This is a genomic window from Rhizobium sp. F40D2, assembly GCF_051810745.2.
Classification (GTDB): Bacteria; Pseudomonadota; Alphaproteobacteria; order Rhizobiales; family Rhizobiaceae; genus Rhizobium.
In genome coordinates this window covers 1,675,397-1,689,112 of the sequence record NZ_CM131436.1, presented here as the reverse complement: position 1 = coordinate 1,689,112, position 13,716 = coordinate 1,675,397, and the positions used below count along the sequence as shown (strand labels likewise).

Annotated in this window: 12 protein-coding genes and 2 pseudogenes; 6 read left to right on the top strand and 8 right to left on the bottom strand. The window is 59.9% G+C overall.

All coding sequences use genetic code 11. From position 1 onward, the window contains the following. Nucleotides 1-76 precede the first annotated feature (76 nt). The 5 genes and pseudogenes from bfr to ACS4RS_RS08120 all read right to left on the bottom strand — a co-directional run bounded on the left by bfr (nucleotide 77) and on the right by ACS4RS_RS08120 (nucleotide 6,915). The gene (gene bfr, locus ACS4RS_RS08140) at nucleotides 77-562 is read right to left on the bottom strand and encodes a bacterioferritin (protein ID WP_003589587.1); all 486 of its coding nucleotides are present in this window, start codon (nucleotides 560-562) and stop codon (nucleotides 77-79) included. Beyond that, nucleotides 528-926, bottom strand: coding sequence for a (2Fe-2S)-binding protein (locus tag ACS4RS_RS08135; protein WP_082366254.1), 399 nt, complete (start codon nucleotides 924-926; stop codon nucleotides 528-530). The genes bfr and ACS4RS_RS08135 overlap by 35 nt, the downstream gene beginning before the upstream one ends. A 122-nt stretch (nucleotides 927-1,048) precedes the next feature. After that, nucleotides 1,049-4,513 (bottom strand): error-prone DNA polymerase, encoded by a 3,465-nt coding sequence (locus ACS4RS_RS08130; protein ID WP_449313939.1) that lies wholly within the window; start codon nucleotides 4,511-4,513, stop codon nucleotides 1,049-1,051. Next, a complete protein-coding gene (locus ACS4RS_RS08125) occupies nucleotides 4,510-5,925 on the bottom strand; it encodes a Y-family DNA polymerase (RefSeq protein ID WP_449313968.1) in 1,416 nt (471 codons plus the stop codon). Before ACS4RS_RS08125 ends, ACS4RS_RS08130 begins: the two co-directional genes overlap by 4 nt. Nucleotides 5,926-5,965: 40 nt before the next feature. Then, nucleotides 5,966-6,915 (bottom strand): annotated as a pseudogene (locus ACS4RS_RS08120) (ImuA family protein). Between the two features lie 161 nt (nucleotides 6,916-7,076). Here ACS4RS_RS08120 and ACS4RS_RS08115 point away from each other — a divergent pair. Then, on the top strand, nucleotides 7,077-7,514 hold the full coding sequence (locus ACS4RS_RS08115) for a metallopeptidase family protein (RefSeq protein ID WP_439011385.1): 438 nt from the start codon (nucleotides 7,077-7,079) through the stop codon (nucleotides 7,512-7,514). 86 nt (nucleotides 7,515-7,600) lie between these two features. Here ACS4RS_RS08115 and ACS4RS_RS08110 read toward each other — a convergent pair whose 3' ends face one another. Both ACS4RS_RS08110 and ACS4RS_RS08105 read right to left on the bottom strand, forming a co-directional pair. Beyond that, nucleotides 7,601-7,807 carry a DUF1737 domain-containing protein gene (locus ACS4RS_RS08110; protein ID WP_003589581.1) on the bottom strand — a complete coding sequence of 69 codons (207 nt, stop codon included), beginning with the start codon at nucleotides 7,805-7,807 and terminating at the stop codon, nucleotides 7,601-7,603. After that, nucleotides 7,807-8,712, bottom strand: coding sequence for an aldolase/citrate lyase family protein (locus ACS4RS_RS08105; RefSeq protein WP_439011386.1), 906 nt, complete (start codon nucleotides 8,710-8,712; stop codon nucleotides 7,807-7,809). The genes ACS4RS_RS08110 and ACS4RS_RS08105 overlap by 1 nt, the downstream gene beginning before the upstream one ends. Nucleotides 8,713-8,825: 113 nt before the next feature. Between ACS4RS_RS08105 and ACS4RS_RS08100 the strand changes: the two genes are divergently transcribed. The 3 genes from ACS4RS_RS08100 (at nucleotide 8,826) to leuD (ending at nucleotide 10,333) form a co-directional block, all read left to right on the top strand. Continuing rightward, on the top strand, nucleotides 8,826-9,059 hold the full coding sequence (locus ACS4RS_RS08100) for a hypothetical protein (protein ID WP_003589579.1): 234 nt from the start codon (nucleotides 8,826-8,828) through the stop codon (nucleotides 9,057-9,059). 110 nt (nucleotides 9,060-9,169) lie between these two features. After that, nucleotides 9,170-9,589 carry a VOC family protein gene (locus ACS4RS_RS08095; RefSeq protein WP_439011387.1) on the top strand — a complete coding sequence of 140 codons (420 nt, stop codon included), beginning with the start codon at nucleotides 9,170-9,172 and terminating at the stop codon, nucleotides 9,587-9,589. A gap of 135 nt (nucleotides 9,590-9,724) precedes the next feature. Continuing rightward, the gene (gene leuD, locus ACS4RS_RS08090) at nucleotides 9,725-10,333 is read left to right on the top strand and encodes a 3-isopropylmalate dehydratase small subunit (RefSeq protein WP_049733269.1); all 609 of its coding nucleotides are present in this window, start codon (nucleotides 9,725-9,727) and stop codon (nucleotides 10,331-10,333) included. 59 nt (nucleotides 10,334-10,392) lie between these two features. Here the strand turns inward: leuD and ACS4RS_RS08085 are convergent. Further along, nucleotides 10,393-11,324: pseudogene (locus tag ACS4RS_RS08085) on the bottom strand (pyridoxal-phosphate dependent enzyme). Nucleotides 11,325-11,597: 273 nt separating this feature from the next. Here ACS4RS_RS08085 and leuB point away from each other — a divergent pair. Together leuB and lpxE are read left to right on the top strand one after the other, a co-directional pair. Next, on the top strand, nucleotides 11,598-12,710 hold the full coding sequence (gene leuB / locus ACS4RS_RS08080; protein ID WP_439011389.1) for a 3-isopropylmalate dehydrogenase: 1,113 nt from the start codon (nucleotides 11,598-11,600) through the stop codon (nucleotides 12,708-12,710). Between the two features lie 230 nt (nucleotides 12,711-12,940). Continuing rightward, nucleotides 12,941-13,693: a lipid A 1-phosphatase LpxE gene (lpxE, locus tag ACS4RS_RS08075; RefSeq protein WP_439011390.1), complete on the top strand. Its 753-nt coding sequence runs from the start codon at nucleotides 12,941-12,943 to the stop codon at nucleotides 13,691-13,693. Nucleotides 13,694-13,716 lie beyond the last annotated feature (23 nt).

Genomic DNA, 13,716 nt, shown 5'->3' with positions numbered 1-13,716 from the left:
GGATGGCGCCTTCGTTTGCGCCCGGCAAGCGAGAGGAGCTCCAGCCGCCCAAAGGCGGCCGGCATCTCGTAGGAGCTTATTCTGCCTCGTTGGCGGAATCCGCGTTGAGCTGGCCGTATTTGCTCTCGCCGATTTTCCCGAGCAGATCGAGCTGCGTTTCGAGGAAGTCGATATGGCCTTCCTCATCCATTAGCAGCTCTTCGAAGAGCTTCATGGAAACGTAATCGCCGGCTTCGTGACAGATATCGCGCGACTTCTTGTACGCTGCACGGGCATCGTATTCGCCGGCGAGATCGGCCTCCAGCACTTCCTTGACGTTCTGGCCGATGCGCAGAGGTGCAAGTGTCTGCAGATTGGGATGGCCCTCAAGGAAAATGATGCGCGCAACAAGCCGGTCGGCATGATGCATCTCTTCGATCGATTCGGCGCGCTCCTTCTTGGCGAGCTTGGTGTAGCCCCAGTCCTCAAGAAGTCGATAATGAACCCAATATTGATTGACCGCCCCGAGCTCGAGGAACAACGCCTCGTTAAGCCGCTCGATGACTTTTTTGTCGCCTTTCAATGTCAGCTCTCCTGTTTTCCTCATGAAATTGTTTCAAGCGGGACATGAAATCAAATATTTCGGTCTCCGTCGAGTGGCGACGGGCGTGATATTCCTCAGTCGTCTGGATAATGATGTCGACGACGTTGGGGAAACAGCCGCAGCAACGGCCACGTTTCTCCATAGCGTGGTAGACCTTCGCTGGCACGATAAGCTGCCAACAGTCCTCATCGAGAAGGTTGGTGATAACCTCCCGGATTTCCTTGTCGGTTATATAGTTGCAGCTGCAGACAAGCACGTCTTCATTCCAAACATGACACTGACTATCGTGTTTTCTGCTAAAGAAGATGGTGGCTGTCAAGAAAAAATTCGAGCCCCGCTTCATTAGACGCGGTTTCGGAATGACAAGCCAATCGATGTCGTTCGGGGTTACGCAGTTCTTCCAGGGTGATGACGCCATGAGGCGAGTGAAGGAGGCCGGACGGTCCCGATCGGTGCCCACGCATTTTAATGGAAGTTGCGTCCGCGCGGCATCACCTCGGCGGTTTCCGCTGCGCCGGAATTGCGGCCTGTGGCCACCATCCGTTTTTCCAGCTCCGCTCTCTCCTGCGCCTGCGCAAGCTTTCTCTGCCGCTGGTCAATACCTGGGTTCAGCACTTCGTCTGCCCGCTCACAGACGCCAAAACGCCGGGCCTCGCGTTGGAGGATGCCGAGCGCCGGCGTCATGTCCTCGATATGCTCGACGACGGTGTGGATCACGCCGCTCTGGCTTTGCAGTCTGCCGCGGATTTTCACCAGCCGGGCGCCCATCACGACCGAGCGGTATGTGTCGAAGATTTTCGGCCAGACGATCGCATTGGCGACGCCGGTCTCATCCTCAAGGGTCATGAAGATCACACCTTTGGCCGACCCCGGCCGCTGGCGCACCAGCACGAGGCCGGCGATCGTTACCCTACGCCCGTTTGTAACCGTCAGCAGATCGACATTGCGCGTCACATCAGCATCCCGCAATTCCTCGCGCAGGAAGGAGACCGGATGCGCCTTCAGCGACAGCGAGAGATAACGATAGTCCTCGATGACCTGCTCTCCCGGCAGCATTTCCGGCAGCTTCGTCGCCGGCTCAGCCTGGAGATCGATATGACGGGCCCGCTCGAAAAGCGGCAGCTCCTCGGCCGCGCTCTTCACATCCAACGCCCGCACCGCCCAAAGTGCGTCGCGTCGTGATAGTCTCAGGGATTGGAACGCATCCGCATCCGCCAGTCGCTCGATGACGGATTTCTGCAGGCCGGACCGCAGCCAGAGATCCCGAACGGAACCGTAGCCTTTGCCTCGATTTTTGACGAGCAGCTCCATCTCTTTATCCGAGACGCCCTTGATCTGCCGGAAGCCGAGCCGCACCGCGTATCGGGCCCTGATGATCCCGCGCATCTCACGGTGGCGGAAATCGACGGCGTTCGGATCGAAAGCGGCCTCTTCCAGATCGCAATCCCAGTCGGATTCGTTGATGTCGACAGGCAGAATTTTGACGCCGTGCTCGCGGGCATCCCGCACCAGCTGCGCCGGCGCATAAAACCCCATTGGCTGGGAATTCAGCATCGCCGCGCAGAAGACGTCGGGATAATAGGCCTTGAGCCATGAGGAGGCATAGACGAGCAGCGCAAAGGAGGCGGCATGGCTTTCAGGGAAACCATATTCACCGAAGCCTTTGATCTGGTTGAAACACTGCTGCGCGAATTCCGGAGCATAACCCTTTGAGGTCATTCCCTCGATGAACCGCGTCTCGAAATTGCCGATCGTGCCGGTTCTCTTGAATGTCGCCATCGCTCTGCGAAGCTTGTCGGCCTCTGCCGGTTTGAAGCCTGCAGCAGTAATCGCGATCTGCATCGCCTGTTCTTGAAACAGCGGCACGCCGAGAGTTCTTTCCAGAACTGCTTCCAGCTCCTTGCTCGGATATTCGATCGGGATATTCTTGGCCTGCTGCTCCCGGCGCTTCAGATAGGGGTGCACCATATCGCCCTGGATCGGTCCAGGCCGGACGATCGCTACCTCGATGACGAGGTCGTAGAACAGCTTCGGCTTGAGGCGCGGCAGCATGCTCATCTGCGCCCGGCTCTCGATCTGGAAGACGCCAAGCGTATCGGCCCGACCCATCATCTCATAAACTGGTCTGCCTTCGTCCCCATGTTCCCTGTTGCCGAGATCTGAGAGCGTTTTCTTGACACCGTAATTCAGTTCAAGCAGCGAAAAACCCTTCCGCAGGCAGGTCAGCATGCCGAGCGCCAGCACATCCACCTTGAGGATCTTGACGTTGTCTAGATCGTCCTTGTCCCACTCGATCATGTAGCGATCCGGCATCGCCGTCTTCATGATCGGCACCACCTCGTCGAGCCGATCCCGCGTGATGACGAAACCGCCGACATGCTGGGTGAGGTGGCGGGGGAAGCCGAGAAGCTCGGAGGTATATTTCAGCACGTTCCGGGTGACCGGATCCTTAATGTCGAGACCGGCCGCCTTTGCATCCCTCTCGGAAAGATTGTCCTCCGACCAGCCCCAGACGAGGCTGCTGATCGCCGACTGGACATCCTCCGACAACCCGAAGGCCTTGGCGACTTCGCGGCCGGCCGAACGGGTCCGATAGGTGGTCACCCCCGCCGTTAGCCCGGCATGTTCTCTCTTATAAGTTCTGTAGATGAACTGGATGACCTCTTCGCGCCGATCATGCTCGAAATCAACATCGATATCCGGCGGTTCGTCACGATCCATCGAAATGAAGCGGTCGAAGAGCAGCGTGCTCTTCTGAGGATCGACTTCCGTAATTTCGAGGCAATAGCAGATGACCGAATTTGCCGCCGATCCGCGCCCTTGGCACAAGACCTTGAGGTCATAACGGGCGTGATGGATGATCCTGTGAACCGTCAGGAAGTAGGAGGCATAGTTCTTATCGCCGATGAGTTTTAGCTCATAATCGATCTGCTTCGCCACCTTGGCCGGGATACCCTCGGGATAACGCCTTGCCGCTCCCGCCCGCGTCAGCCTCTCGAGCGTCTGCTGTGGCGTTTCGCCGGGATCATTTTCAGGCGGATAATTATGCTCCAATTCCTTCAGCGAAAAGGTCAACCTGCCGAAGAAGGCCTGGGTATTTTCGATCGCACCAGGATAGTCCCGGAAGATCCGGACCATTTCACGTGAATCCTTGAGGTAGCGTTCGGCATTCGGCGCCAGCAGGAATCCGGCTTGCGCGATCTGCACATGCTCCCGGATCGCAATCACCACATCCGAAAGCGGCCGGCGTTCGGGATGATGATAAAGCGGCTGGTTGGTCGCAATCAGCGGCACGCGATTGCGCGTCGCAAGCATGGCAAGCACCGCAAAGACCTGCCTGTCGCGGCCGTCATAGGCTGGCGCCAGCGCCAAAAAGAAATCCTTGCGGAACCGTCTGCGAAACCGTCCCAGATAATCTTCCAGCGCCGACTGGCCCTCCTGATCATCGACAAGGGTGCGATCGGGAACCAGTGCGAGCATCATCTCGTCCCCCCATTCCATCAGCTCCGCTTCCGTCAGGATGCAGTTCCCCTTGACCGCTTCTTCCTTCAGATTGCCAGCGCTGAGAAGACGGCAGAGATTTGCCCAGCCCCGCCGATTGCGTGGATAGGCGAGGATATCCGGCGTGTCATCACAAAAGACCAGGCGGGCGCCCGGCTGAATCCGGATAGGCTCGAGAATCTCTTCCCTTTTCCCTTCCTTCTCCGCCTGGGCCAAGATCGCATCTCTATTCCTGTATCTCTCCTCGAGCTGCAGCGCCTGCGCATGCGCCCTGACCACGCCGGCAACCGAATTCCGGTCCGCAATGCCGAGACCGCCGAGTCTGAGATAAGCGGCCTGCACGACCATCTCTTCCGGACCGGAGGCGCCTTCGAGAAACGAAAAATTCGTCCTCACGCCGATCTCGAAAAATGCGGACCCGCTCTTCATGCAAACACACCGTGCATGAACCAGCGAGGATCGAGTTCGCGGCCATAAAAACCGCGACGATAGATCCAGAAGCGATGTCCGGTCTCGTCCTCGATGCGGAAATAGTCGCGCGCCTCGGCGTCATCCCCATCGATCCACCATTCCATGGCGATCCGTTCCGGCCCTTCGCTTCTTGCCACCCGATGCTGCAAGCGCCGCCAGCGGAAAATCTGCGGCGGACCATCGGGCACTTCGGCAAGCATGATCTCGACCGGCTCCGGCGTGGCAAAGAGCCGTAGCGGGCGCTCTTGGCGGAAAGGAAGCTGGATGTCCTGCGCCGCCTTCCGCCTGGGAAGACGATCCATCACGGGAACGGTGATGACGGCGCGTTCCGGCACATGGCTCTCGCGCAACTGGAAGCTTTGCAGGCAATCCGCACCCAGCCGGGCCGAGACCCGATCGACGAAGGCCGAAAGCGAGATCTCTCCCTGACGGTCGCCCTCGAAATCAGCCTGCGCCTCGTTGAAGGGATCATGCCGCAACACATTCAACCGCAGGATTTCGAAACCATAGCCGGCATCAAGATCGTCATAAACCGCCTGCAATCGCTCGGAAAAAAGCCCTGCAATGAATTTTGGTTCGCGAAGCGGCTGCGAAGCGCCGACGGCGATACGAAAAACCCTACCGTCGACGCGAAACAGCACCAGTTCGAACACCCGCCCGCCAATCCCCCGCGTCTCCAACGACGGCTGCAGCGACATGGCGACCTGCCGGGTGACGGCAAGGATCTGTTCTTCCGTGCCGATGGGCTCGATCAGGCGGCTTTCGGCCGAGAGGCTGGCGACCGGACGCCGCGGCGAGACCGGCTCCTCCTCGCGTCCCAGCGCCTGATCGAGACGCAGAAGCAGTCCCGGGCCGAACCGGCGGGTCAGCGGCGCGCGCGGTGCATCGATGACGTCGCCGACATATTTCAGGCCGAGCTTCTTCAGCGCATCGACGGTTTGTCCTTCCAACCGCAAGGCTGCAACCGGCAAGGACATTAGCACCTGCTCCGTCTCCTCGTCTTCGATGACGCCGCCTTGTCCGAAGCGCGACGCGGCCCAGGAAAGGCCTGGCGAGGATGAGATGGCGCCGCGCGCATCGATCCCCATATGAAAAAGCCGCGACTGCACATCCTTGAGAAGCGCCTTTTCCCCGCCGAAGAGATGGGCGCAGCCGCTAATGTCGAGAAACAGGCCGTCCTTGCCGTCGAACGCCACCAGCGGCGTATAACGGTCGCACCAGTCAGCAATGGCCTCCAGCAACCGGCGGTCGGCCGCCGGATCCTCTTCCGCGACCTCGAGCGTTGGATACATGGCGCGCGCTTCGGCAAGGCCCTGATCCTTTTTCAGCCCCAGCCTCTCGGCCAACTCGTCCAGCGCCGTCAGCCGCATGGCATTGTTGAGCTTGCCGGAACAGACGATAGGCGGTGTCTCAGGACGCCCTTTCGAACGCCAGGAGAGCCCCCATCGCCTGCGGGCGATGCGGTCCGTTGGCAGATGCGGAAAGCTGAGCGCCAGAATACGCTGACGGCTCGCCTGGAGGACGAACGAGGTTTGGCTCGGCGACAGGGAGAAATTCGCGTTCATGGGGGTTCCATTCCAGAAAAAAGCTGAGCGGGGCCGGATTGCGGCCCTTCTCCAGCGTGAGACGGAAAATCGGATTGCCGATGCTGCCGGAAAGACTGGATTCCCCCGGCAGCGGCCGCAGAGCGGATGGAGCCGGTCCGACATGCAGACGAAAGGCCGCACTGCTTGCCTCCTCCGCCCCGGCCTGGCGGACAAGAAAGAGCGGACGGCGGGCAGCACGCGCCCGAAGACTGAGCCTGCGGCTTTCGGTCAGGCCGAAATGGGCGGGATTGCCGCGCACTTCGAAGATGACAGCCGAGAAAGCAGCGCTTTCCACCGCGGTCTCCACCAGCCAGAGCGCCTCGTCCAGCTTGCGCGGCGCCGCATGGAGAAACCGCTCCGGGCTCAACCCGAAATCCCGCAGCCCGGGAGCATAGGGACGACCGGCCTCGAGCGTGCCGACAGCATCGCCGATCCAGAGCAGCGGCAGAAGCCTACCGGCATCTGCTTCCTGCTTCTGCAGCCGCGCGGCGACAGCCATCGCCAACCCGCTTGCCGCACCGGCATCGCGCGACAGATCGGATCGGAATTCGGTGATCGCATCGAGCGGCAGGCCGCCTTCCAGCGCCTCATCAAGACTTTCCACCCCGAACGCCAGCGGCGGCAGACTGCGTCTCGAGGGTGTCTTTCCTCCTTCCGCCAAGGTTTCCCGCTCCGCTCCGCTGCCGCAAGCGCCGGCGCGGGCTTCCCCTCCAGTCTGGCGATGGTTTCGCGGAGCGCAAAAAGCCGCTCGCGCGCCAGGGCGTGCTGCGCCATGGCGTTCTCCAATCTGTATTGTTCCTGTTATGTTCTTATAGATTCCAGAGAGCTAATGAAGAGTCAACGGCCATTTTCTATGAATTTATTCCTGCCTTTGATTCCGCACTCGAAAATCGGCGATAAAGGTTCTATATGGGCCCGCAAAGGAAGGAATATTCATGGCCCGCATAGACCAGAGCGATGATTGGCGGGACCGCCATGCGCCGACGATAAGCGCCTTCGAGTCGCTGGCCATGGAGGCCTATAGCCATCTGCCGGATGAATTTCGCCAGCTGACCACCAACCTCACGATCGAGATCGAAGATTTCCCCGATGACGATGTTTTCGAGGACATGGCGCTGGAAACCCCTTTCGATCTTCTGGGTCTTTTCGAGGGCAGAGGCATTTCCGAACGTTTCACGCTAGAAACCGGCGAGATGCCAAACCGCATCCGTCTCTACCGGCGTCCCATTCTCGATTATTGGGCCGAGAACGACGAGACGCTCGGCGATATCATCACCCATGTCCTGATCCACGAGATCGGCCACCATTTCGGGCTGAGCGACGACGATATGGAGCGGATCGAGGCAAGCGCCGAGGAAGCCGCCGAGCGCTAATGCATGTCGCCCGGAAGCGTGCATCGGTTCCGGGATAACGACATGCATAAAACAAAGAGCTAAAGCCACGCGTCTGGCAGGACGCGTTATTGCTCGGAGAGCTTTATCTCCGGATGGTAATCCTTGCCTTCGACGGTCTTGACGACGGCCTGGCCACACTGCATCGCGCCGGTTGCGGCATTGAAGGCATAGGTCGGCGAGCCTTCCAGCGACCAGCCCTTATTGAGGGCGGCGGTGACCTTGTGGCAGAAGGAAGCATCGTCGGGACCGGTCAGGAAGCGGTAGAGTTTCATCAGGCAGGCTTTCTTGCAGAAATCAGGCGAGCTTTATGAACCAGAGCTTCGGCTTGGACAAGATGCAGCCGCTCGATCATCCGCCCGCGCGAATTGATGACATTCAGCCCGTCGGAAGCCGGATCGGCAAAGGCAGCGATGATCGCCTCCGCTTCCGCAATCGCTGCCGGATCCGGGCCGAAATGCCGATTGGCGACCTCGATCTGGGTTGGATGGATCAGCATCTTACCGGCAAAGCCCATGGCCCGGCCCTGCAGGCATTCGGCATCGAAACCCTGCTCGTCCCTGAAATCGTTGAAGACGCTGTCGATCGCATCGAGCCCGCAGGCGCTGACCGCCAGGACGGCCTGCATTAGCCACGGCACGAGATAGGTTCGTCCCGGCTGCGGCAGGACGCCTGTTTCCTTGCGCAGATCATTGAGCCCGACGACGAGGCAATCGAGCCGCGAACCCGGCGTGCGGCCGAATTCGGCGATCGCTCCGACATTCAGCACGCCGCGCGGCGTCTCGATCATCGCCCAGATGCGCAGTTCCTCCGGCGCATCCGCATCGGCGAGCAGATCGCCCATATCGGTGATATCTCGAGGTCCGTCGACCTTGGGAAGGAGAACCGCGTCGGGCAAAAGCGCCTTGACCAGATCCAGGTCCGCCGGCCCGAATTCGGATGACAAAGAATTGATGCGGATGATCCTTTCCTTGCCCTCAAGCGGCGGGCCGGCAAAAAAAGCGCGCAGATTTTCCCGCGCTTGCCCCTTCTTCTCGGGCGAAACGGAATCCTCCAGATCGAAAATAACCGCATCGCAATCAAGCGAATGGCTTTTTTCGAGCGCCCGGAGATTGATGGCGGGCACGCTCAGCACCGAGCGGCGCAGATTTAACGAACGGCGAGGGATGGTTTGGCTCATCGATCATTAGTGCCAAGCTTCGCAATGCCCGGCAAGACAACAAAAAGCCATGCTTGCCTTGCAGAGAGGAAAAAGAAGGACCACATTCCTTTCTGAAGAAAGGTCTAAAACCCATGCAGAACATTCGCTCCATCTTCTTCATGCTTGCCGGCGCCACCGTTTTCGTGGCCATGCTGCTTTTCACCTTCTCGGTGACGCTTGCCGTCGGCGGCATCCTGACCGTGCTTATGGTCGGACGTGCGCTATCGATGAAGATGAAGCCCGCTCCGGTGCGCGCCAAGGCAAACAATGGCCAACGCGAAATGCGCATCTGGAACGACGGCCGCGGCACGATCATCGATCTCTGAACGGCTCACGCTTAAAAAACCTGACTGACACTGTCGCATCATGCTTCCATCATACGTCTTAGAAGCAGCCGGGCATTCTGCCGGCGCTTCAAAACGAATGGAGGACGAGCATGGATGCGACGGAAAACAATCCGGTCAAGATGCCGCCGGTCAAGAATGGCCTGCTGCCCTATCTGACGGTCGGCGGCGCAGTGAAAGCCGCAGAATTCTACCAAAAAGCTTTCGGCGCCGAAGAAGCCTATATCGTGCCGGTCGACGAAAGCGGCCGGACGATGCATGTGCATCTCTATATCAACGGCAGCTCCCTCATGCTGTCGGATGCCTATCCCGAATACGGCCATCCCTTCAAAGGCCATGAAGGCTTCGCCATCCAGCTGGTTATCGACGATATCGATTTCTGGTGGGATCGCGCCGTCGCTGCCGGCGCCGAAGTCGTCATGCCGGTCGAACTGATGTTCTGGGGCGACCGTTACGGCCAGCTTCGCGACCCGTTCGGTGTCCTCTGGGGCCTGAACGCACCGACCAAGTAACGGCACATACGCAGAGGGCAGGCCGCGCGAAACGTCGCGTGGCCGCCATTTTTCAAAGATTCTCCTTCATTTCGGCGGAAAACTGGACTAGATGCAAATTCAGGAAAGTAGATTTGCTGAAATGGAGCATGGGTCATGGATAAATTCGTGAAGCTCACGGGCGTTGCTGCGCCGCTGCCGGTTGTCAACATCGACACCGACATGATCATTCCGAAGGATTATCTGAAGACCATCAAGCGCACCGGCCTCGGCACCGGCCTTTTCGCCGAAGCCCGTTATCACGAAGACGGCTCCGAAAACCCCGATTTCGTGCTGAACAAGCCGGCCTATCGCGATGCCAAGATCCTGGTTGCCGGCGACAATTTCGGCTGCGGCTCCTCGCGTGAACATGCTCCGTGGGCGCTTCTCGATTTCGGTATCCGCTGCGTGATCTCCACCAGCTTCGCCGACATTTTCTACAATAATTGTTTCAAGAACGGCATCCTGCCGATCAAGGTCAGCCAGGAAAATCTCGACAAGCTGATGGACGACGCCTCGCGCGGCTCCAACGCCATCCTGACAGTCGACCTTGAGAACCTCGAGATCACCGGTCCCGATGGCGGCTCGATCAAGTTCGATCTCGACGAGTTCAAGCGCCACTGCCTGCTGAACGGCCTCGACGACATCGGTCTGACGCTGGAAAAGGGCAAGGCGATCGACAGCTTCGAAAAGAAGAACGCTGCTTCGCACCCCTGGGCGGCTTAAGCGCTTTCCAAATTCTCGATCAAGCCGGGCCTTCGCCCGGCTTTTTCTTTGATATCAGGTCAGAGAAACTTCTCTTTCCAGAGCCGCAGCTTTTCGAGCGATACGCCAATGCCGCCGCAGATTTCGATCAGCGGATTGTCAAAGCGGAGAGCAGCCCGGCGTGCACATCGGCAACGGCAAGTGCTGCACCGCAGGCCGGCTCGACCAGAATGCGCCGCGCATCGGCAAATTTCAGGCAGGCGGCAACCACATCGGCGTCGCTGACGAGAACGCTTTCGATCGGATGCTGTTTCGGCAGGTCGAAGACATGCTGCGCCACCTGCCGCGCCCCGAGTGAAGTGGCAATCGAGGTGATGGCGGGCAGGGTGATGCGCTCGTTTGCCTTGAGGCTTTCATGGAGCGAAGCCGCCCCCTCGGTTTCGACGGCGATCACCGGCACATCGGCAAGCCCATTGCGCTTCAACCCCTCGACAATGCCGGCAAGCAGCCCGCCGCCGCCGACGCTGGTGACGACGCAATCGAATTTTGCACCCCTCGCCACCACCTCGTCGATCAGCGTCGCATGACCGTCCCACAGAAGCGGATGGTCGAAGGGATGCACATAACTCGCCTTGCGGCTCTCTGCGAGTCCGAGCGCATGGGCATTGGCTTCGTCGAAAACCGACCCGTGGACGAGGACATTGGCGCCCGTTGCAACGATCGTCTGCCGGACATCAGCCGCCGTCGTTTCCGGCACGACGATGGTGACCGGCACGCCGAGCGCCCGGCCGGCATAGGCCGCGGCAATACCGGCATTGCCGCCGGAAGCACAGAAGATTTCGCGCGCGCCGTTTTCCACCTCGTGCTGGCAAAGCCGGCCGACGCCGCGCAGCTTGAAGCTGCCGGAAGGCTGCAGCGCATCGAGCTTAAGCCAGAGCGGCTTGCCACTGGCGCTGTAGCCAGGCGCTGTCTGAACCAGGGGCGTGTCGAGGTGGAGGGGTGCGAAAGGCATGGCAAACATCCGGAGACATAGAAGGTAGGACGCTGTTCTAAAGCATGTCGCGCAAAAGTGTGCAGCGGTTTTGCGGCAACGACATGCGTAAAAACAAAAAGCTAAAGCGCAAGGAGCGAATCTGAAAGATCGCGACGCGCTTTAGCCCGTTTACAGGCGCAGGAGCAATCATCACGACCGAGAGCGAAGCGTACCGATTCACCTCTTCTCTCGCTTGAAATGCCCATTTCCGGGGTCTAAGAAACCGCAACTTGTTTTTCCCAGGAGGGTTTCATGACTGTGCGCAATCTTTTCCTGCTGCCGGGCGACGGCATCGGTCCCGAGGCCATGGGCGAGGTCCGCAAGATCATCGCCTATATGAACGAGGCGATGGGCGCCGGATTCGTCACCGACGAGGGCCTTGTCGGTGGCTCCGCCTATGATGCCCATGGCGCGGCGATCTCGGAAGGCGACATGCAGAAGGCGCTGGCTGCCGATGCCGTTCTCTTTGGCGCTGTCGGCGGTCCGAAATGGGATAGCGTGCCGTACGAAGTGCGCCCGGAAGCCGGGCTGTTGCGGCTGCGCAAGGATCTGCAGCTGTTTGCCAACCTGCGCCCCGCCATCTGCTATCCGGCGCTTGCCTCGGCCTCGTCGCTGAAGCCGGAACTGGTCGAAGGCCTTGATATCCTGATTATCCGAGAGCTGACCGGCGGCGTCTATTTCGGCGAGCCGAAGGAGATCATCGATCTCGGCAACGGCCAGAAGCGGGGGATAGACACCCAGGTCTACGACACCTACGAGATCGAACGCATCGCCGGCGTCGCTTTCGAAATGGCCCGCACCCGGCAGAACCGCGTCTGCTCCATGGAAAAGCGCAACGTCATGAAGTCGGGCGTGCTCTGGAACCAGGTGGTGACCGAGACGCATAAGGCGAAATATTCCGACGTCCAGCTCGAACATATGCTGGCCGATGCCGGCGGCATGCAGCTGGTGCGCCAGCCCAAGCAGTTCGACGTCATCGTCACCGACAATCTCTTCGGGGACATGCTCTCCGACGTCGCCGCCATGCTGACCGGCTCGCTCGGCATGCTGCCGTCGGCCTCGCTCGGCGCGCCTGACGGCAAGACCGGCAAGCGCAAAGCGCTCTATGAGCCGGTGCACGGCTCGGCGCCCGATATCGCCGGCAAGGGCATCGCCAATCCGATCGCCATGATCGCCTCCTTCGCCATGTGCCTGCGTTACTCCTTCAATCTGGTGAAGGAAGCCGACGACCTGGAAAAGGCGATCGCCAACGTGCTCGACAAGGGCATCCGCACCGGCGACATCATGGCCGATGGCGCAAGGCAGGTCGGCACCGTCGAGATGGGCGATGCGATCCTCGCCGAGTTCAAGGCGCTTTCCGCCTGATATATTTCACGTGAAACATGCGCCCTCCGCATGACATGCGGAGGGCTTTTCATGCAGGGAGCGCGAGCCGCAACCCGCTCGGTCGAATTCTCCGAAACGGACTATTCTCGGCCACAATCTCGTGTATTTTTGCGCCGGATTTCAGCGAGCGCGTATTCCGGTGATAAGCGCGCCCTCGACGCGTCTTTCGGGCGCGCGGCGCTCAGGGCGAATTCGAACGGACGATGGCAATGCGGGCATTTTGGGCTTCCCTGGACAGGCGCTGGCGCCGGAGCGGCGTCGGCATACCGCCATTGCGTTGGCAGGCCTGCCTCTTCATCACGCTCAATGCCGTGATCCTTTCGATGCTGCTCTTCGATGCGCCGATCGGCGCCAGCAAAGCTCCCGCGCCGGTGAAGCACCTCGGCGAGATGATGACCGGTTTCGGCGATTCCGCCTGGCTGATCTATACCAGCATACTCCTGTTCTTTCAGGGTCGGGCGGGCTACAAGCTTGTGAAGACGGCGCGCTCCAAGGCGCAGGCGCTCTATGTCAGCTGGATCGGCGCCTATCTCTTTGCCACGGTTGTCTTCTCCGGGCTTCTCGCCAATCTGCTGAAACGGGCGATCGGCAGGGCGCGTCCCGATCATTTTCACGACTACGGCATGTTTTCCTTCACGCCCTTTTCAGGCCATGCCGCTTTCGAAAGTTTCCCCTCCGGCCACTCCACCACGGTCGGGGCCTTCTTCGCCGCCTTTGCCCTGCTGTTTCCGCGCTACCGCGTTCTCTTCATCGCCGGCGCCATCTGGCTCGGCATGACGCGTGTCATGGTCGGCGCTCACTATCCGAGCGACGTCATTGCCGGCCTTGCCTTCGGCGGCTGGTTTTCGCTGCTGACGGCGATCGTCTTTGCCCGCTGCGGCCTTCTCTTCAAACTGGCGTCGGATGGCTGGCCGATTGCGAAGCACTTCTTCCCCGACATCAAAAAGCCCGGCGCCTTATAAGCGCCGGGCCATTTATCTCAAGC

Coding starts and splice junctions, on each gene's coding strand:
- ACS4RS_RS08115 (WP_439011385.1), top strand. CDS start 7,077: ATGGCCCGCATAGACCAGAGCGATGATTGGCGGGACCGCCATGCGCCG.
- leuD (WP_049733269.1), top strand. CDS start 9,725: ATGGATAAATTCGTGAAGCTCACGGGCGTTGCTGCGCCGCTGCCGGTT.
- leuB (WP_439011389.1), top strand. CDS start 11,598: ATGACTGTGCGCAATCTTTTCCTGCTGCCGGGCGACGGCATCGGTCCC.
- lpxE (WP_439011390.1), top strand. CDS start 12,941: ATGCGGGCATTTTGGGCTTCCCTGGACAGGCGCTGGCGCCGGAGCGGC.
- ACS4RS_RS08110 (WP_003589581.1), bottom strand. CDS start 7,807: ATGAAACTCTACCGCTTCCTGACCGGTCCCGACGATGCTTCCTTCTGC.
- ACS4RS_RS08125 (WP_449313968.1), bottom strand. CDS start 5,925: ATGCGGCTGACGGCGCTGGACGAGTTGGCCGAGAGGCTGGGGCTGAAA.
- ACS4RS_RS08135 (WP_082366254.1), bottom strand. CDS start 926: ATGAAGCGGGGCTCGAATTTTTTCTTGACAGCCACCATCTTCTTTAGC.
- ACS4RS_RS08100 (WP_003589579.1), top strand. CDS start 8,826: ATGCAGAACATTCGCTCCATCTTCTTCATGCTTGCCGGCGCCACCGTT.
- ACS4RS_RS08130 (WP_449313939.1), bottom strand. CDS start 4,513: ATGAAGAGCGGGTCCGCATTTTTCGAGATCGGCGTGAGGACGAATTTT.
- ACS4RS_RS08095 (WP_439011387.1), top strand. CDS start 9,170: ATGGATGCGACGGAAAACAATCCGGTCAAGATGCCGCCGGTCAAGAAT.
- ACS4RS_RS08105 (WP_439011386.1), bottom strand. CDS start 8,712: ATGAGCCAAACCATCCCTCGCCGTTCGTTAAATCTGCGCCGCTCGGTG.